25 protein-coding genes are annotated in these 26,259 nt (G+C 73.0%); 6 read left to right on the top strand and 19 right to left on the bottom strand.

What is annotated here, in order from left to right:
* Positions 1–80 precede the first annotated feature (80 nt).
* From QN157_05010 to QN157_05000, 3 genes are all read left to right on the top strand, one after another.
* Positions 81–1,037 (top strand): branched-chain amino acid ABC transporter permease, encoded by a 957-nt coding sequence (locus QN157_05010; GenBank protein MDR7554948.1) that lies wholly within the window; start codon positions 81–83, stop codon positions 1,035–1,037.
* A gap of 72 nt (positions 1,038–1,109) precedes the next feature.
* Complete coding sequence (locus QN157_05005; GenBank protein ID MDR7554947.1) at positions 1,110–1,892, top strand: ABC transporter ATP-binding protein; 783 nt, start codon at positions 1,110–1,112, stop codon at positions 1,890–1,892.
* 67 nt (positions 1,893–1,959) lie between these two features.
* Positions 1,960–2,664 carry an ABC transporter ATP-binding protein gene (locus tag QN157_05000; protein ID MDR7554946.1) on the top strand — a complete coding sequence of 235 codons (705 nt, stop codon included), beginning with the start codon at positions 1,960–1,962 and terminating at the stop codon, positions 2,662–2,664.
* 52 nt (positions 2,665–2,716) lie between these two features.
* On the opposite strand, the gene QN157_04995 is transcribed toward QN157_05000, so the two are convergent.
* The 19 genes from QN157_04995 to QN157_04905 all read right to left on the bottom strand — a co-directional run bounded on the left by QN157_04995 (position 2,717) and on the right by QN157_04905 (position 22,406).
* A complete protein-coding gene (locus QN157_04995) occupies positions 2,717–3,076 on the bottom strand; it encodes a cupin domain-containing protein (protein ID MDR7554945.1) in 360 nt (119 codons plus the stop codon).
* Positions 3,069–3,785, bottom strand: a complete 717-nt coding sequence (locus QN157_04990) for an isochorismatase family cysteine hydrolase (GenBank protein MDR7554944.1) — start codon at positions 3,783–3,785, stop codon at positions 3,069–3,071. The genes QN157_04995 and QN157_04990 overlap by 8 nt, the downstream gene beginning before the upstream one ends.
* 2 nt (positions 3,786–3,787) lie before the next feature.
* A complete protein-coding gene (locus tag QN157_04985) occupies positions 3,788–4,711 on the bottom strand; it encodes an ABC transporter permease (protein MDR7554943.1) in 924 nt (307 codons plus the stop codon).
* Complete coding sequence (locus tag QN157_04980; protein MDR7554942.1) at positions 4,708–5,814, bottom strand: ABC transporter permease; 1,107 nt, start codon at positions 5,812–5,814, stop codon at positions 4,708–4,710. The genes QN157_04985 and QN157_04980 overlap by 4 nt, the downstream gene beginning before the upstream one ends.
* A gap of 4 nt (positions 5,815–5,818) precedes the next feature.
* Complete coding sequence (locus QN157_04975) at positions 5,819–7,318, bottom strand: ABC transporter ATP-binding protein (GenBank protein MDR7554941.1); 1,500 nt, start codon at positions 7,316–7,318, stop codon at positions 5,819–5,821.
* 192 nt (positions 7,319–7,510) lie between these two features.
* Positions 7,511–8,596, bottom strand: a complete 1,086-nt coding sequence (locus QN157_04970) for a BMP family ABC transporter substrate-binding protein (GenBank protein MDR7554940.1) — start codon at positions 8,594–8,596, stop codon at positions 7,511–7,513.
* Positions 8,597–8,609: 13 nt separating this feature from the next.
* Positions 8,610–9,203, bottom strand: coding sequence for an XRE family transcriptional regulator (locus tag QN157_04965; GenBank protein ID MDR7554939.1), 594 nt, complete (start codon positions 9,201–9,203; stop codon positions 8,610–8,612).
* Between the two features lie 103 nt (positions 9,204–9,306).
* A complete protein-coding gene (locus QN157_04960) occupies positions 9,307–11,655 on the bottom strand; it encodes a xanthine dehydrogenase family protein molybdopterin-binding subunit (GenBank protein ID MDR7554938.1) in 2,349 nt (782 codons plus the stop codon).
* The gene (locus QN157_04955; GenBank protein MDR7554937.1) at positions 11,652–13,931 is read right to left on the bottom strand and encodes a xanthine dehydrogenase family protein molybdopterin-binding subunit; all 2,280 of its coding nucleotides are present in this window, start codon (positions 13,929–13,931) and stop codon (positions 11,652–11,654) included. The genes QN157_04960 and QN157_04955 overlap by 4 nt, the downstream gene beginning before the upstream one ends.
* On the bottom strand, positions 13,928–14,887 hold the full coding sequence (locus tag QN157_04950) for a branched-chain amino acid ABC transporter permease (GenBank protein MDR7554936.1): 960 nt from the start codon (positions 14,885–14,887) through the stop codon (positions 13,928–13,930). The genes QN157_04955 and QN157_04950 overlap by 4 nt, the downstream gene beginning before the upstream one ends.
* Positions 14,884–15,777, bottom strand: a complete 894-nt coding sequence (locus tag QN157_04945) for a branched-chain amino acid ABC transporter permease (GenBank protein MDR7554935.1) — start codon at positions 15,775–15,777, stop codon at positions 14,884–14,886. Before QN157_04945 ends, QN157_04950 begins: the two co-directional genes overlap by 4 nt.
* A 13-nt stretch (positions 15,778–15,790) precedes the next feature.
* Complete coding sequence (locus tag QN157_04940) at positions 15,791–16,492, bottom strand: ABC transporter ATP-binding protein (protein ID MDR7554934.1); 702 nt, start codon at positions 16,490–16,492, stop codon at positions 15,791–15,793.
* The gene (locus QN157_04935; GenBank protein MDR7554933.1) at positions 16,485–17,231 is read right to left on the bottom strand and encodes an ABC transporter ATP-binding protein; all 747 of its coding nucleotides are present in this window, start codon (positions 17,229–17,231) and stop codon (positions 16,485–16,487) included. The genes QN157_04940 and QN157_04935 overlap by 8 nt, the downstream gene beginning before the upstream one ends.
* On the bottom strand, positions 17,232–18,452 hold the full coding sequence (locus QN157_04930; GenBank protein ID MDR7554932.1) for an amino acid ABC transporter substrate-binding protein: 1,221 nt from the start codon (positions 18,450–18,452) through the stop codon (positions 17,232–17,234).
* A gap of 112 nt (positions 18,453–18,564) precedes the next feature.
* Positions 18,565–19,362: an SDR family oxidoreductase gene (locus QN157_04925; GenBank protein ID MDR7554931.1), complete on the bottom strand. Its 798-nt coding sequence runs from the start codon at positions 19,360–19,362 to the stop codon at positions 18,565–18,567.
* A gap of 1 nt (position 19,363) precedes the next feature.
* The gene (locus tag QN157_04920) at positions 19,364–20,263 is read right to left on the bottom strand and encodes a nitrilase-related carbon-nitrogen hydrolase (GenBank protein MDR7554930.1); all 900 of its coding nucleotides are present in this window, start codon (positions 20,261–20,263) and stop codon (positions 19,364–19,366) included.
* Positions 20,260–20,733 carry a VOC family protein gene (locus QN157_04915; protein ID MDR7554929.1) on the bottom strand — a complete coding sequence of 158 codons (474 nt, stop codon included), beginning with the start codon at positions 20,731–20,733 and terminating at the stop codon, positions 20,260–20,262. The genes QN157_04920 and QN157_04915 overlap by 4 nt, the downstream gene beginning before the upstream one ends.
* Positions 20,726–21,394: a cyclase family protein gene (locus QN157_04910; GenBank protein MDR7554928.1), complete on the bottom strand. Its 669-nt coding sequence runs from the start codon at positions 21,392–21,394 to the stop codon at positions 20,726–20,728. The genes QN157_04915 and QN157_04910 overlap by 8 nt, the downstream gene beginning before the upstream one ends.
* A gap of 43 nt (positions 21,395–21,437) precedes the next feature.
* Positions 21,438–22,406, bottom strand: coding sequence for an aminopeptidase (locus QN157_04905; GenBank protein MDR7554927.1), 969 nt, complete (start codon positions 22,404–22,406; stop codon positions 21,438–21,440).
* 345 nt (positions 22,407–22,751) lie between these two features.
* Between QN157_04905 and QN157_04900 the strand changes: the two genes are divergently transcribed.
* The 3 genes from QN157_04900 to QN157_04890 all read left to right on the top strand — a co-directional run bounded on the left by QN157_04900 (position 22,752) and on the right by QN157_04890 (position 26,250).
* Positions 22,752–24,269 carry an ABC transporter substrate-binding protein gene (locus tag QN157_04900; GenBank protein ID MDR7554926.1) on the top strand — a complete coding sequence of 506 codons (1,518 nt, stop codon included), beginning with the start codon at positions 22,752–22,754 and terminating at the stop codon, positions 24,267–24,269.
* A gap of 90 nt (positions 24,270–24,359) precedes the next feature.
* Positions 24,360–25,304 (top strand): ABC transporter permease, encoded by a 945-nt coding sequence (locus QN157_04895; GenBank protein MDR7554925.1) that lies wholly within the window; start codon positions 24,360–24,362, stop codon positions 25,302–25,304.
* Positions 25,297–26,250, top strand: coding sequence for an ABC transporter permease (locus QN157_04890; protein MDR7554924.1), 954 nt, complete (start codon positions 25,297–25,299; stop codon positions 26,248–26,250). The genes QN157_04895 and QN157_04890 overlap by 8 nt, the downstream gene beginning before the upstream one ends.
* Positions 26,251–26,259 lie beyond the last annotated feature (9 nt).

Genomic DNA, 26,259 nt, shown 5'->3' with positions numbered 1-26,259 from the left:
ACCCGGCGACGCGCAGCATCCGTCCCCGTCAGCCCACCAACCGCTGCGCCGCAGCCGGCCGGCCCGACAGGGTGCGCCTGATGGCCCCTGGCCGTGTGACCCTGGCGCTCCACCTGGGGGTACCGGCGGTCCTGGGGCTGCTGCAGGTCGTCCTGCCCCCGTTCCACCACGGCATGCTCACCCGCATCATGCTCTTCGCCACCTACGCGGCCGGCTACAACCTGCTGCTGGGCTACACGGGCCTGATGAGCCTGGGGCACGCGCTGTTCTTCGCCGCCGGCATGTACGGCGCGGGCCTGCCGGTCTACTACGTGGGCCTGGGACCGGGGCCGGCGTTCCTCCTGGGCGTCGCCGCGAGCCTGCTCCTGGCCGCCGGCATCGGCGCGCTCAGCCTGCGGACCACGGGCGTGGCCTTCCTGATCGTCACCATGCTCTTCGCGCAGGTCGGCTACCTGGCGACGCTCCACTTCAACCGGATCACCCTCGGCGACCAGGGCCTCGTGCTGGCCGGCCGCCTGGCGCCGGTGCAGGTGGGGGGCTGGACGCTTCCCCTCACCGCCCCCGCGGTGCGCTACAACCTGGCGCTCGCTGCGCTGACGGCGACGCTGCTGGGCAGCCTGTGGCTCGTGCGCTCGCCGGTGGGGCGGGTATGGATCGCGCTGCGCGAGCACGAAGAACGCACGCGCATGCTGGGCTACGACCCCTTCGCCTACAAGCTGCTGGCCGTCGTGTGCTCGGGCGGGGTCGCCGGCGCAGCAGGGGCCGCCTACGCCCTCCTCTTCTCGTACGTCGGCAGCACCTTCGCCTCGATCCTCTACTCCATCTACCCCCTGCTGTGGACGCTGCTGGGCGGCGCGGGCACGATCCTGGGCCCGCTGGTTGGAACGGCGTTCGTGACCTACGCGGTGGACACGGCCAGCAGCCTCACGACCAACTACCTGCTGATCGTGGGCGTGGCGCTCGTGCTGGTGATCCTCTGGGCGCCGGGCGGGGTCATGGGCAGCGTCCGGGCGCGCTGGTGGCGGGAACTGCCATGAGTCGCCTCCGGGCGCGGTGGTGGCGGGAGCTACCATGAGCGGACACGGGCGTTCGGCCACCAGGCGCGCGCCATGAGCGCTGTCGCGGCCCAGCCGCCCCAGACGCGTCACCCGGAGGACGTGCTGCTGTCCACCACAGGGCTGCGGCGGGCCTTCGGCGGCCTGGTGGCCGTGCGCGACGTGGACTTCCGCCTGGTGCGCGGGGAGATCCGTGCCATCATCGGCCCCAACGGCGCGGGCAAAACCACCCTGGTCAGCATGATCAGCGGCCGCATCGCCCCCAGCGCCGGGCGCATCGTCTTCGATGGCCACGACATCACCGCCACGCGGGCCCACCGGCGCGTGGCGCTCGGCATCGTCTACACCTTCCAGCTCATCAGCGTCCTGCGCACCCTGACCGTCTTCGAGAACGTGGCCCTGGCCGTACAGCGGCGCCTGCTGCGCGGCCCCGGCGACATCGTCCGGCTGCGGGCGTCGGCGCTGGCCGGTCCGGTGCGCGAGGCCCTGGAGACCGTCGGGCTGCATGAGGCCTGGGACCAGCCCGCCGGTGCACTCCCCTACGGGCATCAGCGCCTGCTGGAGATCGCCATGGCCCTGGCCCTGCACCCGCGCCTGCTGATCCTCGACGAGCCCACCCAGGGACTGGCCCCCGACGAGATCGACGGCCTAGTGGCGCTCGTGCGCAGGATCGCCCGCACGAGCACGGTCCTGCTCATCGAGCACAACGTGCGGGTGGTGCTCGACCTGGCCCAGCGCATCACCGTGATGGACCAGGGGCGGATCATCGCCGAGGGGACGCCGGCCGAGGTGGAGGCGGATCCCACCGTGCAGCGCGTCTACCTGGGCACGCGGTAGACATGCACGCGGTCTGCGCGGACGGTGCGCGCACCGGGCCGAGCCCCGTTCCGGCCGCGCCGTAACCATGGAGCTCGTGCTCGACCGGCTGACCTGTGGCTACGGCGGCGCGCCAGTGGTGCGCGACGTATCGCTGCGCCTGGCCCGCGGGCAGGTGCTCTGCCTGCTGGGCCGCAACGGGGCCGGCAAGACCACGCTGCTGCGCGCGATCATGGGGCTCCTGCGCCCGGTGCAGGGCAGCGTGCGGCTGGATGGCGAGGATCTCACCCGGGTGCCGCCCCACCGCATCCCGCGCCTGGGGCTGGGGTACGTCCCGCAGGGCCGCAGGCTCTTTCCCGACCTCACCGTCTGGGAGAACCTGCGCATGGGCATGCTGGTCCGGGGCCACGACGACGAGACGCTGCGCTGGGTCTTCGACCTCTTTCCCGTGCTCCGGGAGCGGCTCCACCAGCGCGCCGGCACGCTGTCGGGCGGCGAGCAGCAGATGGTGGCCACGGCCCGGGCCCTGTGCGCGCGCCCTGCCTTCCTGCTCATGGACGAGCCCAGCGAGGGACTGGCGCCGTCGGTCGTCCGCCGGCTGATGGAGACCGTCGGGCTGCTGGCCCGCCGGGACGTCGGCGTGCTGCTGGTGGAGCAGAAGGTCGACGCCGCCCTCGAGGTGGCCGACGTCGTCGCGCTGCTGGAGACGGGGCGCATCCGCTACACCGGCTCGCGCCGGGACGTCCTGGCGGACGAGGAGGTGCTCATCCGCCACCTGGGCGTGCGGCGGTAGGGGCGCGTGGGGCCGCTGACCTGGCCTCCAGCACCCGACGGTGCGCGGGGCCCTAGCCCCCGGGATCCACCACGTAGTCCGTCGCCGACCGCCGCGCCGGTGCCACGACGCTGACGACCAGTGCGCCCGCGGGTCCTGCGACGGCCTCGTGGGGCACGTCAGGCGGCACGACCAGCACGTGCTCCGGCACTACCGTGACCGCCTGCCCGGCCCCGGTGAAGGTCAGCGCACCCTCCAGCACCACCACGAGCTGCTCCTGGGGATGCCGGTGGAGCGGGAAGCGGCCGCCGGGGTCAAACCGGTAGAGCGTCATCGTCATGCGCGCGGCGTCCACCTGGCGGCGCCGCACGCCCGGGTAGACCGTCGCCCAGGGCAGCGCGGCCAGCGCGACGAGCTGCAGCGCCTCAGCCACGGGCCGCTCCCGTCTCGGCCAGCCGCTGCTCCCACACCCCCACCAGCACCGCCGCGTCCATGACCAGCCCCAGGTGCAGCGAGACGATGCGCAGCGCTGCCTCCTCCATCTCGGGCGAGAACCCGCGGACGAGGTCGCGCAGGACCACCACACGGTAGTCGCGGTTGGCGGCGTCGAACGCCGCGTTCAGCACGCAGCAGTCGGTGAAGCCCCCGGTCAGCACCACGGTCCGCCGCCGCAGCTGGCGCAGCAAGAAGTCGAGGTCGGTGGGATAGAAGATGCTCAGACGCTTCTTGGTGTCGACGATGTGGTCGGTGGGCGCCACCTCGGTCACCAGCTCCGTCCACCGGGTGCCGGCCAGCCCGTGGCTGTCGGCATTGGGGATGGGCCCGACGGTGACAGGAAACGTGAACCGCCAGGCCGAGGGGAACCCCTTGGTGTCGTCGACGCCGCTGGCCCGCAGCACGGTCTTCACGTGGATCACCGGCACGCCCAGCCGCCGGCACTGGCGGTGGAACGCGTTGATCGGCGCCACGATCTCCCGCGCCCGGGGCGCGGGGCACGGGCAGTCCGGCCCCTCGTCCAGGTGCCCGCGATGCATGTCGATGGACACGGCCGCGGTCACCCGCGGGTCGAGCCACTCGTCGAACCCCTCGGGAATCGCCTTGCGTACGCCGTAGAAGTAGGCTTCCACGGAGTTCACCTCCACCGTCACTCCTCCCGAAAGTAGGGACGCCCCAGCGCCCCGGGCATGCCCGCCGCCTGCCGGAGCGCCGTGATCACCAGCAGCACGGTCAGCGTGAACAGGTACGGCAGCATCCGCAGCACGATCGACGACGCCTGCACGCCCAGCAGCTGGGCGCGGAACCCCAGGACGTCCACGGCGCCGAACAGGTACGCCCCGGCCAGCAGCCGTCCCGGGTGCCAGGTGGCGAAGACGACCAGGGCGATGGCGATCCAGCCAAGCCCCCCGGTCATGTTCTCGGTCCACGCCGGGGTATAGGCCAGCGAGAGGTAGCCGCCGGCCAGCCCCGCCAGCGCCGCACCCGCGACCACCGCGCCGTAGCGCACCGCCGCGACGTCCACCCCCATAGCGTCGGCGGCCTCCGGGTTCTCGCCGCACGCGCGCAGGTGCAACCCCGGCCGGGTGCGGACCAACCACCACCACACCACCAGCGGCAACATGTAGCTCAGGTACACGAGGGCATCCTGGCGAAAGAAGATCGGGCCCAGGACCGGCACGTCGGCCAGCCCCGGGACCGCCAGCGCCCGAAACGGTGCCGGGTTGGGGATGCCGATGAACGGCTTGCCGACGAACGCGCTGAGCCCCGTCCCGAACAGCGCCAGCGCCAGCCCGGTGGTGACCTGCTCGGCGCCCAGGGTGACGGTCAGGAACGCGTGGCCGACCCCCAGCAGCGCGCCCGCACCCACCGCCGCCACCACGCCCAGCCACGGCGCCGCCGTAGCCACCACCGCGGCGAATCCGACCACCGCGCCCACCAGCATCACGCCCTCGACCCCGAGGTTGAGCACGCCGCTGCGTTCGGCGAGCAGTTCCCCGACCCCCGCCAGCACCAGCGGGGTGCCGGCCGTCACCGCGGCGGCCAGCAACGCCACCAGCTGGTCCGCCGTCACGGGCCCGCGCGCAGGCCGGCGCGGGCCGCGGCGACCGCCCGGCGCCGCCGGTGCCGGCGGACCACGTACTCGCTGGCCAGGACGAACGTCAGGAGGAGCGCCTGGAGCATGGACGCGATGGCGGCGGGGACCCCGGTGGTCTGGATCACGAAGCCGCCGTTCAACAGCGCGGCGATCAGCACGGCGACCAGGACCACCGCCCACGGGTGCAGCCGCGCCAGCCACGCGATGATGATGGCCGCGTACCCGTAGCCCTGCGAGATGCCCTGTTGCAGCCGGTGCACCACGCCGCCCACCTCGGCGACGCCAGCCAGGCCGGCGAGCGCGCCGCTCAGCGCCATGACCGCGACGACGTTACGGGCCACCGGCGCGCCGCGGTAGCGAGCGGCGCGAGGGCTGGTGCCGATGAGCCGGATCTCGTAGCCCCAGGCGGTGTGGCGCAGCAGCAGCCAGAGCCCGACCGCGGCGGCCAGCGCCAGCACCGCCCCGAGGTGCACGGCCCCCATCAATGGGGGGAGCTGCGCGCTGTCGGGGAACCGCCGGGAGTAGGGGAAGCTGAACGCGGTCGGGTCGGCCCAGTGCCCGAAGACCAGGTAGTCGACCCACAGGAGGCCCACGTAGTTCAGCATCAGGGTGCTCAGGATCTCGTTCATCCCCACCGCAGCGCGCAGCACGCCCGGAATGGCGGCCCACGCGGCGCCGCCCGCAGCGCCCAGCGCCACCATGCCCGGCACCATGGCCCACGCGGGCAGGCCGGGCGCGCCGAGCGCGAGCCAGCCCGCCGCCAGCGCACCCACGGCGAGCTGTCCCTCGGCGCCGATGTTCCACAGCCCCATGGTGAACGCGAGCGAGACGCCAAGCCCGCTCAAGGCCAGGGGGATCGCCTTCACGAGCGTCTGCTCGACGGCGTACCAGGACCCCAGCGCGCCGGCAGCCATCTCGCGGTACGCCATCCAGGGGTCGTACCCGGCGGCCCGCATGACGACAGCGCCCGCCGCCAGGGCGGCCAGCGCCGCTCCCAGGCGGATGAGCAGGGCTTCGGCCCACGCCACCCCGCGCCCGACAGCGGGGGCGACGTCGAGCGCACGCGCCGTGGTCACCATGGGATCACTGCACCCCGGCCATCAGCAGCCCGATCTCCTCGCGGGTGGCCGTGGCGGCCTGACGCTCGCCGACCAGGCGACCGCGGTGCATCACGACGATGCGATCTGCCAGCGCGAACAGCTCGTCCAGGCTCTCCGAGATCAGCACGACGCCGGTGCCAGCAGCGCGCAGATCGAGCAGGATGCGGTGCACCGCCGCGGTCGCCTGCACGTCCAGCCCCCGCGTGGGGTACATGGCCACCAGCACCCGGGGTGTCGCCGCCACCTCGCGGCCGACCAGCAACCGCTGCTGGTGGCCGCCCGAGAGATGCCAGGCCGGCGTGTCGATCGACGGCGTGCGAATGGCGAAGCGTCCCACCAGCGTGCTCGCCCGGGTGCGCACCGCGGGCCAGTACATCCGCAGGCCCCTGGTGATCGGCGGGCCGTCGTAGTCCCGCAGCACGGCGTTCTCGGCCACGGTAAACGCCCCGACCAGGCCCTCGCCCAACCGGTCCTCCGGCACGTAGGCGAGTCCCAGCGCCCAGCGCGCCCTGGGGCCCAGCCGGGTGATGTCGCGGCCCTCCCACACGATCCGGCCTGCCCGGGGCACCCGCAGACCGGCCAGGACCTCCGCGAGTTCCCGCTGGCCGTTGCCGGCGACGCCCGCCACCCCGACGAGCTCGCCGGCCCGGACCTCCAGGGTTAGGTCCTGCAGGCCGCGGCCACCCGGCCCTTCAAGGGACACACCGTCCAGCGCCAGCACCGCGGGACCGGGAGCTGCCATGGGGCGGGACGTCGCCTCCACCTCCTGCCCCACCATCAGCTGCGCCAGCGCCCGGGGCGTCGTCTGGGCGGGCGTCGTGGTGCCCGCAACGCGCCCGGCGCGCAGGACCACGATCCGGTCGGCCACCTGCAGCACCTCGTCCAGCTTGTGGCTGATGAACACCACGGCTCGTCCCTGGGCGGCGATGCGGCGGCACGCGGCGATCAGGCCAGCCGCCTCCTGCGGGGTGAGCACCGCCGTCGGTTCGTCCAGGATCAGCACGCGCACGGCCCGGTGCAGCATCCGGAGGATCTCGACCCGCTGCCGCTCGCCCAGCGTCAGCGTGTCGGTGCGCGCATTGGGATCGACGGCCAGACCGTAGTCCGCAGCCAGGCGGCGCACCCGCGCCGCGTGCGCCCGCACGTCGAGCAGCACGCCCGCCTCCCGCCAGCCGAGGAGAAGGTTTTCGGTGACGCTGAACGCGCCCACCAGGCGAACGTGCTGGTGGACCATGCCGATGCCTCGCGCCAGCGCGTCGCCGGGCGACCGCAGCAGGACCGGGCTGCCGTCGATGAGCACGGTGCCGGCGTCCGGGCGGTACAACCCCGCCAGGACGTTCATCAGCGTGGTCTTGCCCGCGCCGTTCTCACCCAGCACCGCCAGCACTTCCCCGGGGGCGATGGCCAGGTCCACGCCGGCGTTGGCCACCACCCCGGGGAAGACCTTGACGATGCCACGCATCTCCACCAGGGAGCGGGACATCTTGCCCCCTGTTGCCGACGCCCTACGCCGGCGGGGCCGGCGGCCCCGGTGCCTGCCGCATCAGGCCGTGCTCAGCCCCCCGGCCTTCACGCCGCCTCCTGGACGAGGGGCACCACAGGCTCACCTGGCTGTCCTCGGCACCCAACGAATGGTACCTGGAGGCCAGGGCCTCGTGGACCGGGCACCGCCGGCTCACTTGGCCGTCGGCGCCTGACCTTCGATTCCCTTGAGCAACCAGTCGAAGGCCAGGATCTCCTTCAGGCTCATCGCGCGGCCAGCCGGTACCCGTTCCTTCCCGGTCTGATCCGCCAGCGGCCCCCGGAAGATCTGGAACGACCCCTCCACGATGGCCCGTCGCCGCTGGTCGACCAGCGCCCGCACGTCGGCCGGCACGGTCGGGTGGAAGGGGCCGAGGCTGACCATCTTGTCCACCAACCCGCCATAGTAGTCCTCGGAGACGAATCGCCCGGCCAGGATGCCCCGCACGATAGCGGCATCCACCTCGCGCCAGTCCCAGATCGTGCCCGTCAGGTACGCCTGGGGCGCGAACCGCTGCATGTTGGACTCCGAGCCCACCCCGTACCGACCCGCCTCGGCCGCAGCCTGGAGCGCGCTGGGCGTGTCCTGGTGTTGCCCGACCACGTCGGCGCCCGCGTCCAGCAGCGCTTTCGCCGCCGCCTTCTCCTTGGGCGGGTCGTACCAGGTGCGGGTCCACACCACCTTGATCCTGGCGTTCGGGTTCGTCTCCCAGACGCCCAGCGCAAATGCGTTGACGCCCGCCACGACCGTGGTGATGGGGTGCGCCGCCACGAACCCCACCACGTTGGTCCTGGTCATCTTGCCCGCGACCAACCCCGTCAGGTAGCGGCCCTCCCAGATGCGCCCGTAGATGGTCTTCACGTTGGGCGCCAGTTTGATGGCAGGCCCGATCCCGACGATGCGCACGTCGGGGTGCCTGCGGGCGACCTCGAGCGCGAAGTTCTGATAGCCGAACGCGGTGGCGAAGATGATCTTGTAGCCCTGCCGGATGAACTGTTCCATCACCCGCGCCACCTCCGCCGTCTCCGGGACCGACTCCACGAACTTCGTGTCGGCCCCCAGCGTCTGGGCCAGGTACCGGCGCGCCTGATCGTGCTGGAACGTCCACCCTGCGTCGCCCACGGGCCCCACGTAGATGAACGCCACCTTGGGCTTCGCCTGCGCGGCCAGCGGCACGGGCGTCCCCGCCAGCAGCAGCACCACGAGCCCCACGACACCCCATGCCATCACCTGTCGCATCCGCTCTGCCTCCTCACGTGTCCGACCACCGATTGCCGTGCACGTTGACCCAGATGGTCCGCACCACCTCCTTCCCGACGTTGGTGAAGCGGTGGGGGATCGACGAATCGAACGCGATGGCGTCCCCCCGGCGCAGCACGTACACCTCGCGGCCCAGTTCGACGCGCAGCCGTCCGACCAGCACCACACCCATCTCCCACCCCCGGTGGTGGATGGGCGAGGGCGCGCTGGCCGCCCCCGGCAGGTAGGTGTTCTCGGCCATCTCCACCAGGTTCTGCGCATCGCGAACCAACAGGCGGCGCTGGGCGCCCCGGCCGGTCGTGACCACGCGCTGCGCGGCGCGACGGACGACCGGCAGGCCACTCCTGGCCGGGACGGGACCGAACAACGCGGCCATCGGCACTTTGAGGGCCGCGCCGATGGCCACCAACGCGCCGATCGACGGAGCGGCCACGCCGCGTTCGACCATGGAGAGCATCGAGGGCGTCAGGCCCGTGCGCCGCCCCACCTCGACCAGCGTCAGCTGCCGGCGCAGTCGCGCGTCGCGGATGCGCCGGCCGACCTGGCGCAGGGTGTCGTCTAGGCCGCCGCGACGGTTGTCAGGCACCGTCTCCGTCCCCCGGCACCACACCCAGCCTGCCCGCCACTGGGGTGATTTGTTTCAACCTCGCTGAAACCCTGCCGGCCGGTGGGCAGCCGGCCCCCGCGCCTCAGCGCGATGCGCCCGCTTCCGTACCGCCGGCGCGCAGCCGGCCCGGCGTCAGAGGCAGGGCGTCCATGTCGGCGCCCAGCGCATCGCTCACCGCGTTGGCCAGACACGCGGGCGATCCGATCGTCGCCGACTCGCCCATGCCCTTGAACCCGCCCAGGGTGTGAGGTGATGGTGTCTCCAGATGGGTGACCACGACGGCGGGCATCTCCGCCGCCGTCGGCAGCAGGTAGTCCATGAACGTCGCGGCCAGCGGCTGCCCCTCGGCGTCGTAGCGGATCTCCTCCAGCAGGGCTTCCCCAAGCCCCTGCGCCAGGCCGCCGCGCGTCTGCCCGTCCACGAGCAGGGGGTTCACCAGCGGCCCGCAGTCCGCCGCGATCACGTAGCGGAGCACCCGCACCTGGCCGGTCGCGCGGTCGACCTCGACGAGCGCGACGTGCACGCCGTTGCCAAACGCCGCAGGCGGCGGGTCGTAGGTCGCCGCGGCCGACAGCCCGGCCTCGACGTCGGCCGGCAGCCCGACGTGCGCCGGTGCGGCCGCGGCACGCGCCACCTCGGTCCAGCGCACGGCGCGCTCCGGGCTGCCACGCACGTGGAACCGGCCGTCCGCGACCACCAGGTCGGCGGGCGCGGCCTCCAGGAGGTGGGCGGCGATCTGCACCGCCTTCTCCTTCACCTGCGCCGCCGCGCGCAGCAGCGCCCCGCCACCGGCGACGACCGCCCGGCTCGCGAACGTCCCGCTGCCCGATGGGACCACGTCGGTGTCGAGCGGCGCGACGGTCACCGCCGCCGGGTCGACGCCCAGCGCGTCGGCCACCAGCTGCGCGTACATCGTCTCGTGGCCCTGGCCCTGGGAGGGACATGAGACCGCCACGTGCACACCGCCCCCCGCATCGACGGTCACTACGGCCCCGTCGTGTCCCGGCACGTCGCGCATGCCCCGCCGCGCGAAGGTGCGGGCGCCCATGCCCGTGTACTCGACGAATGCCGCCAGCCCGATGCCAACGCTGCGCCCGGCCGCGCGCTGGCGCGCCTGGGCGCGACGTGCCTCGTCGTAGCCGAAGGCCGCCAGCGCGGTCTCCAGCGTCTGTGCCAGCCGGCCGCTGTCGTACACCAGCCCGGTCGGCGCCGTGTAGGGGAACCGGTCCGCCGCAACGAAGTTGCGCCGCCGCACCTCGGCCGGGTCGAGTCCGACCGCCGCGGCCAGCTTGTCCATCAGCCGCTCCATGACGAAGACGCCCACGGTCATGCCCACGCCGCGGTACGCACCCACCGGCGCCTTGTTGGTGGCGATGGCCTCGGTGGTGTACGCGTACGCCGGCACGTGGTAGGGGCCGGGGAGGATCTGCGCCGTGCCCATGGGTTCGAGCACGGCGGTGAGCGGGAAGACGGAGTACGCCCCGCTGTCGCAGGTGATGCGCGCGCGCAGGGCCAGCAGGCGGCCGTCGCGGTCTGCGGCCGCCTCCGCCGTGATGACCTGTTCCCGCGCCTGCGTCGTCGCCAGCAGGTGCTCGCGCCGGTCCTCGATCCAGCGCGCCGGCCGGCCCAGGCGGCGCGCCACCGCGCACGTCACCACGTCCTCGGGGTAGACGTGCATCTTGGGCCCGAAGCCTCCGCCCACGTCGGGCACCAGCACGCGGATCGCGCCTTCCGACAGCCCCAGGCTGCGGGCCAGCGCCGCGCGCAGCAGGTGGGGGGCCTGGGTGGATGCCCAGACCACCAGGCGGCCGCGGGTGTCCCACTGGGCTGCGATGCCCCGTGTCTCCATCGGCGCGCCGGTCACGCGCTGGTGGGAGAACGCACCGCCCACGACCACCGGCGCCTGTGCGAACGCCGCCTCCACGTCGCCGTGACGGTGCTCCCGTCGAAAGTAGCAGTTCCCCGGCACCGCGTCGTGCACCAGCGGGGCACCGGGGGCCGTCGCCGCTGCCACCGAGGCCACGGCGGGGAGCACGTCGTAGTCCACCTGCACCAGCTCCGCGGCGTCCTCGGCCACGTACCGGTCGACGGCTGCCACGACCGCCACCGGATCGCCGACGAAGCGCACCCGGGCCGCAGCCAGCGGCGGCCAGCCCGCGCCGCGATAGCCCTCACCGGCGAACGCGGGCTCGATGGGCGCCAGGGAGAAATCCGCCGCCGTGAAGACCCCGAGCACGCCGGGCAGGGTCCGCGCGCGAGCCACGTCCACGCGCCGCACGCGTGCATGGGCGTGCGGCGAGCGCACGAACGCCAGGTGCACCATGCCCGGCAGCACGAGGTCGGCGATGTAGTGCCCCCGACCGGTCAACAGCCGCGGGTCCTCGCGCCGCGCGAGCCGCCGGCCGGTCCACCCCCGTGCGGCGGTGGTCATGGCGTCCGGGCCTCGCGGGCGCGGGCGATCGCGGCGCGCAGGCGCGCCGGCGACAGCGGCAGCGCGTCGAGCTCCACGCCCAGCGGTGCGAGCGCGTCCGCCACGGCGTTGACGATCGCGGCGCCCGCCGCCGCCGTGCCGCCCTCGCCGGCGCCTTTGGCGCCCAGCGGGTTGAGCGGTGTCGGCGTCTCCTCCAACACCGCCACGCGCACGCGCCGGGGCACCTCCATGACCGTGGGCAGCAGGTAGTCCATCAACGTGGTGGCCAGCGGGTGACCCTCCGGCGTGTACACCAGCTCTTCCAGCAACGCACCGCCGAGGCCCTGAGCCAGCCCGCCCGTGATCTGCCCGCGGACCAGCATGGGGTTGATGGCTCTCCCCACGTCGTAGGCCACCGCGTAGTCCAGGATGTCGACGCGGCCAAGCTCGGGGTCGACCTCGACGACGGCGACGTGCGCGCCGTAGGGGTACGTCATCTTCGGCGCTTCGAAGCGGGCCGCGGCCACCACGGGCGCCAGGTCGGCCAGCGCGACGCGGCGTCCGGGAACACCACGCACGTGCACGGCCCCGTCGGCCACGACCAGGTCGACCGGCGCCGCCTCCAGGCGGGACGCGGCGCGCGCCACGAGCGCGGCCCGCGCCTCCTGCGCCGCCTGCAGCACAGCCGCACCGCCCACCACGGTCGCGCGGCTGCCCCAGGAGCCGATGCCGTCGTCGATGACCGCCGTGTCGCCGTGCACCACACGGACCCGGTCCAGCCCCACGCCCAGGGTCGCCGCGCCGATCTGGGCCAGCACCGTCTCGAGCCCCTGGCCCAGCGCCGCCGCGCCCGTGTAGATCACGACCTCGCCGGCCGGGGTGACCTCGACGCGGGCGGTCTCCCACGGCCCGGGCCCGGCCTTCTCCACGAAACAGCCCAGGCCGATACCCACCCACCGCCCCTGCGCGCGCGCCGCAGCCTGGCGGGCACGCCAGCCGTCGTAGTCCACCAGGCGCAGCGCATGGTCCAGCGCCGACGCGTAGTGCCCCACGTCGTACACCGTGGCCTCGCCCAGCGCGGCAGTGCCCACGCTGTAGGGCATCGCCTCAGGCGGCACGAAGTTGCGCCGGCGTACCTCGGCCGGATCGTCCCCGACCGCGCGCGCCACCAGGTCGACCAGGTACTCGCGCACGACGTTGCCCTCGAACCGTCCCGGCGCACGGTACGTACCGGTCGGCGTCTTGTTGGTGGCGACGCAGAGGACCTCGCACCGGTAGTGCGGGACGCGATAGGGACCTGGCAACAGGGCCTTGGTGAGCTCCGGCACGATCACCCCGTGGGTGCGGGCGTAGGCGCCCATGTCCACCACGATGCGATCGACGAGCGCGACGATGCGCCCGTCGGGCGCGGCGCCGATCTCGACCTCGTGCACCTGCTGGCGTGAGTGGTTCGCCGCCAGGAGGTGCTCCCGGCGGTCTTCGATCCACTTGACCGGCCGGCCCAGGCGGACCGCGGCCCAGGGCACGAGGAAATCCTCCGGGTAGAACTCCCCGCGCACCCCAAAGCCCCCGCCCACGTCGGGCTCCACGAACCGCACCCGCTCCACCGGCCAGCCCAACAGGTCGGCCAGCACCCGGCGGTTGAAGTGCACGACCTTGGTGGGCCCCCACACGGTCAGCACGCCGTTGGTGCGGTCCACGGCGGCCACGAGCCCGCGGCCTTCCAGCGGGACCGCCGTGTGGCGCTGCACCGCGATGCGGCGGTGCAGCCGCACGGGAGCAGCGGCCATCGCACCTGTGGGATCGCCTACCGTGCTCTCGAGCCGGGCGATCAGATTCCCGCCGGCGGCGGGATGGAGGACGGGCGCGCCAGCGGCCAGCGCCGCGTCCGCGTCCGCCACCGCGGGCAACGGCCGGTAGTCCACGACCACCGCCTCGGCGGCGTCCTCGGCGAGGTACCGGTCGCGGGCCACCACCAGGGCCACCGGCTCCCCCACGTACCGCACGCGGTCGCGCGCCAGCGGCGGCTGGAGGAAGGGGCGCAGCGAGGGGTGCGGACCCAGCCGGATGGGAATCGGCGGCACGTCGCCCAGGTCGGCGGCGGTGGCCACCAGGAACACGCCGTCCAGTGCGCGCGCGGCCGCGGTATCGATGCCCAGGATCGCCGCATGGGGATGCGGGCTGCGCACCACCGCCGCGTGGACCATCTCGGGCAGGTGCACGTCGTCCACGTAGCGGCCGCGTCCCGTCAGCAGGCGCGGGTCCTCCGTGCGCGGCACCGAGACGCCGATGCTCACGCCCGCACCGACGCACGCCGCGTCCGCTGCCCCCGCACCTGCGGCAGGGCCAGGATCCCCTGCGGCATGCCCAGCGACATCACCATGAGGATAACCCCGTAGACGGCCACCGCCGGAATCGCCAGGTGCACGTAGTTCTTCAGCGCCACGTCGATCGCCCGCAAGACCACCGCCCCGACCACAGGGCCCCACGCCAGCCCGCTGCCGCCGATCATCGCCGCGATCACGGGAAACAGACTGCGCTCCACGCCCAGCACCACCGACACGTCGATGTAGCCCCCGTGGAGTCCGAAGATCGCGCCCGCCGCCGCCGTGGGCACGGCGCCCAGCACGAACGCCACCTGCTGCGTGCGGAACCGGTCCACGCCCGCTGCGGCAGCCGCCGCCTCGTTCTCCCGAATGGCCAGCATCGCCATCCCCAAGCGACTGGCGGCCACCGCCCGATTGAGCACCAGCGAGCCGGCGGCCAGCCCCAGCGTGAGCAGGTAGGCGCTGGTCAGACTCAGGTAGACCTGCGCGGGCACGTAGAGTCCGTGGGAGCCGCCGGTCAGCTCGGGCAGGTTGTCCACCAGCAGCCGCAGCAGCAACAACAACGCGAACGTGCCCACCGCGAAGTACGCGCCGCGCAGCCGCAGCAACGGGTAGGCCAGCAGCGCGGCGACGCCCGCCGCTGCCGCCGCGCCGACCGCCACCGCCACCGCGACGCCGGTCCACCCGAGCGCCAGCAGCGCGGGCGTCCGAAGCAGCAGCAGGAACGCCACGTAGGCGCCCAGGCCGAAGAAACTGGCCTGGCCCAGGTTGTACAGGCCCAGGAAGCCGCCCAGCAGGTCGTAGTTGGAGGCCAGGGTGACGAGCAGGAACGTGAACAGCAGCGCGGTCAGCAGGTCGCGGCCCAGCACCCACGGCGCTGCGGCCAGGGCCGCCACCAGCGCGCCGGCCAGCAGGCGGCCGCTCATCGTCCCGCGCCTCCCAGCAACGCCACCGGTCGCAGCAGCAGCACCCCGAAGAGCACCAGCAGGCTGGTCATCGGCGACCAAACCGCCCCGACCCAGTAGCCGGTGAACACCTCGGCCACCCCCAGCGCCACACCGGCCGCCAGCGCGCCGGGCAGGTTGCCCACCCCGCCGGCGGCCGACACGGTGAACGCGATCATCGTCAGCCGCAGGCCCTCGTACGGGGTCAAGGGGATCGCCAGGACGAACACCGCCCCCGACAGCGCCGCCAGCATGAGGCCCACGGTCAGGACCGCCGTGGCCACCCGCGACGGCTCCAGGCCGATGATGCGGGCGCCGGTGGCGTTCTGGGCCACGGCGCGAGCTTCCTTGCCGATGCGCGTGCGCACCAGCAGCAGGTGCAGGACGGCGACCGCACCCGCCGTGAACAGCAACGCCACCGCCCGGGGGCCGGAGACGACGACCGGCCCGAGGCGCAGCGATGCGATGCGCGGCGCGAGCGCGAAGATCGGCTGGGGCTCGATCAGCCGGGCCCAGTAGAAGCCCAGCAGCGCCTCCGCGGCCAGGGCCAGCCCGAACGTCACCAGGATCGAACCGACCAGCATCTCCCCCGGCGGCCGGGCGCCCAGGGGTCGGACCAGCCCCACGTAGACCAGGGCGCCCAGGGCCAGGAATCCTGCGGCTACCAGCACGAACCCCGGCACGAGCGGCATCCCCGCGTGCCGGACCAACAGCGTGACAGCCGCGGCGCCCAGCACCATGAACACGCCGTGGGCGACGTTCAGCACGTGGGTGGTGGCCAGGATCAGGGAGAACGAGAACGCCATGAGCGCGTAGAGCCCGCCGACCACCACGCCCCCCAGGAGCAACTCGACGAAGAGCGCCGCCGACACCGCCTCGCCTCCGCTACACGGCGAGGTAGCTCGCGCGCAGCTCGGGGCGCTCCCGCACCTCGGCTGCGGGCCCGTGCAGTGTGATCTCGCCGCCGGTCATGATGTAGGCGCGGTGCGCCAGGGTCAGGGCCTCGTAGACGTGCTGCTCGACCAGCACCAGCGTCAACCCGCGGCGGTTGAGCGCCGCCAGCGTGTCGTACACCTGGTCCACGACGCGCGGCGCCAGCCCCAGGCTGGGCTCGTCGAGCATCAGCAGCGCCGGCGTGGCCATCAGCGCCCGGCCGATGGCGAGCATCTGCTGCTCGCCGCCCGACAGCGATCCGGCGGCCTGCCGGCGGCGCTCGGCCAGCCGCGGGAAGAGCGCGTACACCTCCTCACGCGCGTCGGCCAGGCGACGCCCGCGGCCGGCCACGAAGCCCAGCTCGAGGTGCTCCTCGACGGACATGGCCGGGAAGAGCTCCCGGCCCTCGGGCACCAGGCCAAGCCCCAGGCGCACGCGCGCCGCCGGGGAGAGACCGTCCAGCCGTCGCCCCGCGTAGACGATCTCGCCGGCAGCCGCCGGCACGATGCCGTGGATGGCCCGCAGCGTCGTCGTCTTCCCCGCGCCGTTGGGCCCCAGCAGTGCCACCACCTCGCCTGCGGCCACGTGCAGCGAGACGCCGTGGACGACGTGGAAGTCGCCGTAGCGGACGTGCAGGCCTCGGACCTCAAGCATGGGCTCCCGTCCGCGCCCGCCGGTCGCCCAGGTAGGCCGCGACCACGCGCGGGTCAGCCATCACGGCCTCGGTCGGGCCGTCGGCGATCACCTGGCCGAAGTTGAGGACCACGACCCGGGGACAGACGCGCGTCACCAGCCGCACGTTGTGCTCGACCACCAGCAGCGTCAGGTCCAGCTCCGCACGCAGCCGGAGGATCACCGCGGCCATGCGGTCGAGCTCGGCCGGTGCCAGTCCGGCCATGACCTCGTCCAGGCAGAGCAGCCTGGGGCCGGTGGCCAGCGCGCGCGCCACCTCCAGCCGCTTGCGCTCGGCCAGGTTCAGCGTGCCGGCCGGCTGTGCGGCCACGTGGCGCAGGTCGAGCAGCTCCAGCAGATGCCCGACGGCGGCCCGCCCCTGCCGGACGCTGGCGCGGCCGCCGCGGCGCCCGAAGAGGTAGCCCACCGCCACGTTGTCCTCCACCGAGAGCTGAGTGAAGGGCTGCACGATCTGGAACGTGCGGGCCAGCCCCAGCCTGCAGATGACGTGTGGGGGCAGGCCGACCAGGTCCCGACCCAGGAATCGCAGCCGGCCGCGGTCCGGCCGCAGGAACCCGGAGACGACGTGGAACAGGGTCGTCTTGCCCGCGCCGTTGGGTCCGATGAGCCCGACCACCTCACCGTCGCCGACGGTGAGGTGCACGTCGTCGAGGGCGATGACCCCGCCGAAGCGCTTGGTGACGCCGCGGAGTTCCAGCACCTACCGGCCGGGCCGGCGGTACGGCGCGTCGGCCAGCTCCCGCGGCCACACCACGGTGACCTTCCCCCCCTGGATCTGCGCCACGTACGCCGTCTGGTTCCCGTGGCCGTTGAGGGTCGAGCCCGCCAGTTTGAGGTCCCAGCTGAACTTGAACTTCCCGATGACCGTGGGCACCTCGAACGCGGGATCGCGGAGCGTCTGCGCGATCGCCTCCCGGTCGAGCCGACCGGTGGCCTCGATCGCCCGCTGGATCACATCCAGGGCCACGATGCGATTGGCGACCCAGGGCAGGTCGTACGGGTCCCGGCCCATGCGCTCGAAGATCTTGCGCGACCGGGCATCCAGAGCCCGGCGGGCCGTGTAGGTGGCGCCCACCACGCCTTCCACCGCCGGGCCGCCGCCCTGGACGAAGGGCAGCGCCAGCGCGCGCACGTAGGTCTCCTTCGGCCGCAGCCCCAGCTCGCGGGCCTGGCGCACGTAGGCGATGGACGGCCCGGTCCACAGCCCCAGGAACACCAGATCGGGGTTCAGGGCCCGCCAGCGCGCGATGATCGCCGCGAAGTCCGAGTGCCCGAACGGCACTACCTGCTGGTCGGCCACGGTCAGTCCTGTCTCGCGGGCGTACGCGATGGCCCCCGAGGTCACGTCCCGCGTGTGGGCGGTGTCCTCGAAGAGGAAGACCGCCGTGCGCAGGCCCGCCCCCTCGGCGTTGGCCTGGCGCACCAGATCGAAGTAGTGCCGCGTCCACCAGACGCCCGGCGCGAGCGTCCCGAACAGGTAGCGGAAACCGCGGGCGAAGATGGCGCGGTCGTTGGCCTCCATGGTCACCATGGGAATGCGCAGCCGCTCGGCCACCGTGGAGGCCCGCAGCGTGATGGGGCTGGTGGCAGGACCGAAGAACATGAGGACGTTGTCCACCGCCGCCAGCCGCTCGTAGAGCTCGACGGCCTTGTCGGCCGAGCTCTCGTCGTCGTAGAGCACCATCTCGACCGGCAGACGGCGGCCCGCCTCGCGGACCATGATCCCGCCCTCCTCGTTGACGGCGCGTACCCACTCCCGCATGAACTGCTGGTACACCGGCCCCCACTCCGCAGCGAACGGTCCGGTCACCGCCAGCGTGCCGCCCAGCTTGACGCTGGCCGGCGGTGCGGCCCCCAGCCCGGGCGCCAGGAGCGCGAAGACCACCAGCCCTGCCAGCCCGCCCATCGTGATCCGTCGCATCGTCGTCACGCCTCCTCGTCTGCGGTGTGCACGCCGCCGCCGGCGCACCGGCCCGGCAGACGCCCGACGCCGGCAGTCGGCGGTGTGCGACTGGCTCCTGCGAGGTTCATGCTCAGATGTCCATGATCGCCTTGCGCTGGCCGCCGTCCAGGGTGATCCACGCCCCGTTCATGTAGCTGGCCCGCGCCGACGCCACGAAGACCACCACCCAGGCCACCTCCTGCGGCGTGCAGATCCGTCCCAGCGGCAGGCTGGCCAGCGCCTTCCGGTTGGCCTCCTCGATGGACAGGCCCTTGTCCCGGGCGTACGCGCGCACCAGGCCGTCCCATCGCTCGGTGGCCACCGGTCCGGGGTTCACGGCGTTCACCAGGATCCCGTGCGGCCCGTACTGCTCCGCCAGCGCTGAGGTCACCGCCAGGTCCGCCGCGTTGGCGGCGCTGGCCGTGAGCTCCCAGTACGCCGGCTTGATGCCGTCGTTGCCGACGACGTTGACGATGCGGCCGCCGCCCCGCCGCAGCAGGTGGGGGATGGCCGCCTTGGCACACCGCACGTACCCCATGAACTTCAATTGCATTGAAAGCGCCCAGTCGTCTTCTGTCAAGTTCAGGATGAGGCCGCCCGGCGAGGCGCCGGCGCAGTTCACCAGGATGTCCAGGCCGCCGTAGTGCGCGGCCGCCGCGTCGACGCACCGGCGGGCGTCCTCCCACTTGGTCATGTCGCCGGCGACCGTGAAGACCTCGCGGCCCGTCGCGGCCGTAATCTCCGCCGCGGCCGCGCGCAAGCCGTCCTCGCCCCGCGCGCACAGGGCCACGCGGGCGCCTTCCCGGGCGAACTCCAGGCCGCAGGCCTTGCCGATGCCCTTGGAACCCCCCGTGATGAAGACCACCTTGTCCTGCAGTCCCAGGTCCATGCTACCCTCCTCGTGCAGCGCCGCGCTCGCGTCTGGTCCCCCGCGCGGCGCTGGCGTCGTGGTGCAGGGGACGGACGAGCTCCCCGTACAGGTCCGGGCGGCGGTCCGCCACCAGGTCGGCGTCGGGGCCGGTGCGCAGGGCGTCGGCTGCCGCCGGGTCCACATCTGCCACCAGCAGGGCGTCACGGTCGGGCGGCGCCGGACCGGCCACGGGCTGTCCCGTCGGCGCGAAGACGACGCTGCAGCCCAGCGTCCGCACCCGTCCGTCCTGCCCTGCCCGGTCGGCGCACGCCACCCAGAAGCGGCTGCCGTACGCGTACCCGGCCGCCAGGTAGTTGGCACCGCACCAGCCGCGGTCGTCCCAGGGCTGGGGCTTGCCGCGGTCCGTCCACGTGGTCGGCACGCACAGGACCTGGGCGCTCCGCAGCAGCAGTACGCGCACCGCCTCCGCAAAGCGCAGGTCGTAGCAGATGAGCACGCCCAGGCGCCCGACTGAGGTCTCCCAGACCGGGAAGCCGGTGTCGCCGGGCTCGAACACGGCCCGTTCGAACGCGTAGAGGTGGGCCTTCCGGTAGACGCCCAGCAGCCCGCCGGGCCCCAGCACCACGGCGGCGTTGTACAGGCGGGACCCCGCACGCTCGGGAAACCCGGCGACGACGTGCAGACCTGTGTGGCGGGCGACGTCCGCCCAGGCGGTCACCGTCGGACCGTCCCGGGCTTCGGCATGCGGGGCGACGTCCTCCCGACAGCGGAAGTCGTAGGAGATCGTGCACAGCTCGGGCAGCACCACCAGGTGCGCCCCGCGCGCCGCCGCCTCGTGCAGCGCCCGCACCGTGCGGGCACGCATGGCCGCCGGCGCCTCCCAGGGCGCGGCCAGCTGCGCGACCGCGATCCGGGTCACGGCCGACGGGTCCAGGGCCACGGGCCCAGCGGTTGGGTCAGTTCCACCAGGAGCCCGTCGGCCGCGTCGGGGGCCAGGAACGCGATGAGCGTGTCCGCCGCCCCGGGGCGCGGGCGCTCGTCCTGCAGCGGCACGCCCCGTGCGCGCAGCCAGGCCAGGGCCGCGGGCAGGTCGTCCACCTGGAACGCCACGTGCTGCACGCCCTCGCCGCGCTCCTGCAGCCAGCGCGCGTTGAAGTCGTCGGTCCCCAGGGGTTCGATCAGCTCCAGCAGCACATCGCCGACCGGGATGAAGCCGATGCGCAGCAGCCCGGGGCCGTATTCTTCCCACGCCGCCACCTCGAGCCCCAGGCGGGCGAACCGCTCGGCGGCTGCGCGCGCGTCGCGCACGACGATCCCCAGGTGGTGGATGCCGCGGATTCCTGGCCCCGCCGCTCCGGCACCGCCCGCTCCGCCCGGTCCGTTACTCATCGAGCCACGCCGCCACCCGCGCCGGGCCACCGTTGCCGCCCTTGACCGGGACCGGCATCGCAAGCAACGTGAAGTGGCGCCGCCCGATGCGGTCCAGGTTGATCAGGTTCTCGATCAGGCACACACCAGCGCCGAGCGTGATGAGGTGCACCGGGTAGCGCGGCTGGCCCGGCGGCTTGGGCGGGCCGCCGTCGACGGCGAAGTCCACGGCCAGGGCCCGCACCCCGGCGTCCACCAGCCACCAGGCGGCGTCGTTGGCCAGGTAGGGATTGTCCCGATAGAACTCGGGGCCGCGCCAGTGCTCCTGCGCCCATCCGGTCCAGAGCACGGCGCGCCGGTCGCGGAGTTCGGCCGGATCTGGAGCCGCTGCGCGCAGCGCGTCCACCGTGAGCGGCTGGCCGGGACGCGCCGCCGCGCGCAGGTCCAGCAGCACGGCCGGGCCGTTGAGCCACTCCAGCGGGACCTGCTCCATGGTCAGACCGTCGGGGACGAAGTGGTAGGGCGCGTCGATGTGGGTCCCGGTGTGGATGCTGAAGGTGGCGAACCCGGTGGAGTAGCCGTGGAGCTCATGGCGCATGATGGGGACGTAGAAGATCCGGGGGTTGTCGGGCACCGGCTCGATCTCCGGGCCCCACGGGATGGTCAGGTCTATCAGTCGCACGTGGCCCTCCTCTGTGCTCCGTGTCCGTGCCCCGACGTGCCGGTCAGGTCACCAGCAACTGCCCCTCCTGCACCACGACCTGGCCGTCCAGCTCCACCGTCGGGCGCAGCAGCAGGCCGTCCAGGTGCAGCTCGCTGGTCACCGTGCCTCCGATGACGTGGTTGTCGCCGATGGCCACGTGCACGGTGCCGCGGACCTTCTTGTCCTCGGTCATGGACCCGATCAGGCGCGCGCGGTCGTTGGTCCCGATGGCGAACTCGGCGATGTTGGTGGCGTTGGGGTCGGCGGCCGCCACCATGGCGCGCAGGCGGGCCGCGGCCTCCCCCCCGGCGATCTCCACCACGCGGCCGCCGCGCACCGTCATGCGGATGGGCGCGTCCAGCAACCCCAGGTTGTCCATGGTGTGCTCCACGACCAGCGTACCTTCGGCCGTGCCCTCCACCGGCGAGATCGCTGCCTCCCCGTCGGGCATGGCCGCGAAGGTCCCGGGCCCGCCCACGCGCCCGGTCAACGCCACCGCGGTCCGGCCGGCCACCGACATGGTGAGGTCCGTGCCGGCGGGCGTCCGCACCCGGACGGTGTGCGCCGCCGAGAGACGACGGGCGACCTCGCGGGTGATCCGGTCGATGGCGTCGTAGTCGGCGAGCATCGCGCCGTGGGTCATGATCTCCTCGGTCACACCGCGCAGCACCAGCACCCGCGCGCCCGCCCGCAACGCCTCCTGGGTGGCATCGGTGTGGGTCATGGCGTAGGTCACGGGTTGCAGGACCACGTCAGCCGCCTTCATGGCCGCGGCCACCACGCGCGGGGGCTCGTTGCCGTGGGCCTTGCGCGGCTCCATGACCACCAGCACCGGCTCGGCGCCCACCTCCCGCACGGCCTGGGCCAGGACGTGGGCGATCGCCACCGTGTGGGTGTCGGCGGCGATGCACACCAGCTCACCGGGCTGCACCCGCGCGCAGGTGCGCACCACCTGCCGCGCGCTGTCCTGCAGCGAGATCACCGTCGCCATGGCCATCACGCCCTTTCGCGCCCGTCACCGACGCCCGAGATACCGCCGCACGCCGTCTCCGCCCGCGGCGAGGTCTCCTCCGGCGAGTCTTCCCCGGTGGGAGCGGCCTCTCCCTCCGCGTGCGATCTCCTGCGCAGCAGGGCCACGCCCCCGGTGCATCGGACCACCCACGCGATCCGGCAGACGTGCGCTGCGGCGCCTGTTCTGTTCTGGCGCCCCCTGGGCGATTCCTGGCGCGCCGTGCGGGTTCGCAGGAGCTGGCCGCCTCCGCTGGCCGAAGGAGTCCCCAGCGGGAGAAGGGAATGAATTCGGATACCACAGTCGAGGGTACGAGGAGGGACCCCTATGGGCCGAATCGCGGTGGGACTGCTGGCCCTGCTCCTGGCGCTGGCAGGCAGCCTGCCCCCGACGGGGCAGGCCCAGGAGCGCCCGCTGGTCGTCGCCCTGGGCGCCGAACCCCGCAGTCTGCTGGCGATGCACATCGTGGACTGGACGACCAACGTCCAGCAGATGAACATCTACGACCGGCTGTACTTCTGGGACGGCATGCCGCCACGGATCAAGCCGTCGCTGGCCGCCGAGCTGCCCCAGACCCCGGACGACCTCACGTGGATCGTCAAGTTGCGCCCCAACGTGCGCTTCCACAACGGCGACCCGCTCACGGCCGAGGACGTGAAGTCCACCATCGAGTGGCTGCTCGACCCGCGCAACCAGTCGCACTACCGGCCGCGGTTCTCGTTCGTCGACAGCGTCGAGGTCGTCGACCCGCTGACGGTCCGCATCAAGACCAAGGAGCCTGCGCCGATCCTCCGCTTCTGGCTGGTGGACTTCACCGTGCACAACGCGAAGTACATCCGGCAGGTCGGCAACGAGCAGGCCAACCGGCAGCCCATCGGCGCCGGCCCCTACCGGTTCGTGCGCTGGGATCGCGACGAGCGGCTGGTGCTCGAGGCCAACCCGACCTACTGGAACGGCGCTCCGGCGATCCGCCGGGTGGAGTTCCGCTTCATCCCCGACTTCAGCGCCCGCCTGGCGGCCCTGCTGGCGGGCGAGGCGGACATCGTCAAGGACGTGCCCCCCGTGGCCGTCGACCAGGTGAACCGCAGCGGCATCGCCGAGGTCCGTGGCGTGGCGTCGTCGCGCATCAACTACGTGGCCCTGGTGAACCTCAAGCCCGGCCCCATGCAGGACCGGCGGGTCCGGCAGGCCCTCAACTACGCCGTGAACGTCGACGAGATCATCGCCAACCTGTTCAAGGGCCGCGCCACCCGCATCCCCGGCGCGCTGTCGGCCCTCAACCAGGACGTCAACCCCAACCTGAAGCCCTATCCCTACGACCCCCAGCGGGCGGTGCAGCTGATCAAGGAGGCCGGCTACGATCCGACGCGGCTGGAGTTCACCCTCGACTCGCCCTCGGGCCGGTACCCCCTCGACAAGGAAGCGGCCGAGGCGATCGCGGCCTACCTGGGCCGCATCGGGATCAAGGTACGCGTGGTGGTGAACGAGTGGGGCACGCACCTGGACAAGATCATCAACCGCCGCACCGGCGAGATGTTCTACCTGGGGTGGGGGCCGGCCCTGGAAGCCCAGGGCACCATCGCCGAGCTGTTCCGGCCCGAGCGGACGTACAGCGGCTTTGGCACCCCCGCGCTCACGCAGGAGATCAACAAGGTCCTGCCGGTCGTCGACCCGGAGAAGCGGCGACGGGCCTGGTACCGTATCCAGGTCATGCTGTACACCGAGGCGCCGTGGATCTTCCTGTGGCAGCAACACGACCTCTACGGGGTGAACAAGCGGGTCAACTGGCGCCCGCATCCGGCAGAGAAGATCTTCCTGCACGACGCCTCGTGGGCCAGGCGCTAGAGCCGGGCGCTGGCACGGTGCGGCGCGGGCGCACGCCGATGGCCCCGTTGCGGCCGGCCGGATAGCGCCGCCGGCGGCGGGGGAAGCAATATGGCTTCCCCCGCCGCGCCCCGTCCGATGCTGCAGTTCGTCATCCGTCGCCTCCTGGAGGCTGCGGTCGTCGTCTTCCTGGCGCTGACCGCGGTCTTCAGCCTGCAGTTCCTGGCCGGCGACCCGGTCAAGCTGTTCCTGCCGACCGACACGACCCCCAAGCAGATCGAGGAGTTCCGCCAGCGCCTGGGCCTGAACGACCCGTGGCCCGTGCAGTACGTCCGCTTCATGCGCGGCGCCCTGCGGGGTGACTTCGGCCGATCCTTGCGCCAGGGCGAACCGGCCCTGGACCTGGTGCTGGAACGGTTCCCGGCCACGCTGGCGCTCTCGGGCGTGGCGATGGCCCTGGCGCTGGCCATCGCCATCCCGGTCGGCGTGCTGTCGGCCGCGCGCCGCAACTCTTGGTTCGACCACCTGAGCATCGGTGCCACCGTGCTGGGACAGGCCATCCCGGGCTTCTGGCTGGGGCTGATGCTGATCTACGTGTTCGCGGTGTGGCTCAAAGTGCTCCCCACCGGGGGCCGGGGGACCTGGGCGCACTACGTCCTGCCGTCCATCACCCTGGCCGCGTTCGTGGCGGCGCGGTTCGCCCGCCTGACGCGCTCGACGATGCTGGACGTGCTGGGCCAGGACTACGTCCGCACCGCGCGGGCCAAAGGCCTGGGTCCTCGGCGCGTGCTCTACCGACACGCGCTGAAGAACGCCAGCCTGCCGATCGTCACGCTGCTGGCGCTGCAGCTGGGCCAGCTCCTGGGTGGCGCGGTCATCACCGAAACGATCTTCGCCTGGCCCGGCGTCGGTCGGTTCCTGGTCCAGGCGCTGCTCAACCGCGACTTTCCCGTGGTCCTCGTCGGCGTCTTCCTGACCGCGGTAACCTACTCGGTGCTCAACCTGCTGGCCGACCTGGCGTATGCGTGGCTCAACCCGCGCGTCCGCTATGCCTGACGGACCCCAGCGATCGCCCTCCGGGACGTTCGCCGCACGGGCCGAGCGCCTGTCGTCGGCTGCCCGGCCGGCAGCGCGGGGAGCGGTCCCCGCCATTGCTCCCCGAGCGTCGTTCGCCGCCCGGCCGCGCCGCCGGATCGCCCTCTCGCGCGGCGGCGCGTGTGGTCTCGCGATCGTCGCCCTGGTGGTCCTGGCCGCCCTCCTGGCTCCGGTGTTGACGCCCTACGGCCCGGTCGACACCGACCTGGGCCGCTCGCTGCGCCCGCCCTCGCGCGCGCACTGGTTCGGGACCGACCAGCTGGGCCGAGACCTGTACACGCGGGTGCTGTACGGGACGCGGATCTCGCTCGTGATCGGCCTGGTCACCGTGGGCATCGCCGGCGCGGTGGGGCTCGTCCTGGGCCTGCTCTCGGGCTACCTGGGCGGGGTCGTCGACGCGGTGGTGATGCGGCTGGTCGACGTGCAGCTCTCGTTCCCCTTCATCCTGCTGGCGCTGGTGGTGAACGCCATCCTGGGGATCGGCCTGCAGAACATCGTCCTGACCCTCATCATCACGGGCTGGGTGGTCTACGCGCGCCTGGTGCGCGGCGAGGTGCTCGCCCTCAAGACGCTGGAGTACGTCGAGGCGGCGCGGGCCCTGGGCGCGCCGGCCCTGCGCATCGTCTTCCGCCACCTGCTGCCCAACCTCTGGACGCCCGTCATCGTCCTCTCGTCGCTCCAGGTGGCGCAGTACATCGTGGCCGAGGCCGCCATCAGTTTCCTGGGCTTCGGGGTCCAGCCCCCGACGGCGTCGTGGGGCAACATGCTCAACGAGGGCCGCACCTACATCTACAACGCCTGGTGGCTCACGACGTTCCCCGGGCTGGCGCTGGTGCTCACCGCCCTGGGCGTCAACCTCGTGGGCGACTGGCTGCGCGACACGCTGGACCCGCGCCTGACGAGCTGACGCGGCCAC

The sequence above is a fragment of the Armatimonadota bacterium genome (genome assembly GCA_031459855.1).
GTDB classification, from domain to species: Bacteria; Sysuimicrobiota; Sysuimicrobiia; order Sysuimicrobiales; family Humicultoraceae; genus Fervidifonticultor; species Fervidifonticultor primus.
Note: the sequence above shows the minus strand (reverse complement) of the source record. Positions and strands in the feature narration are given on the sequence as shown.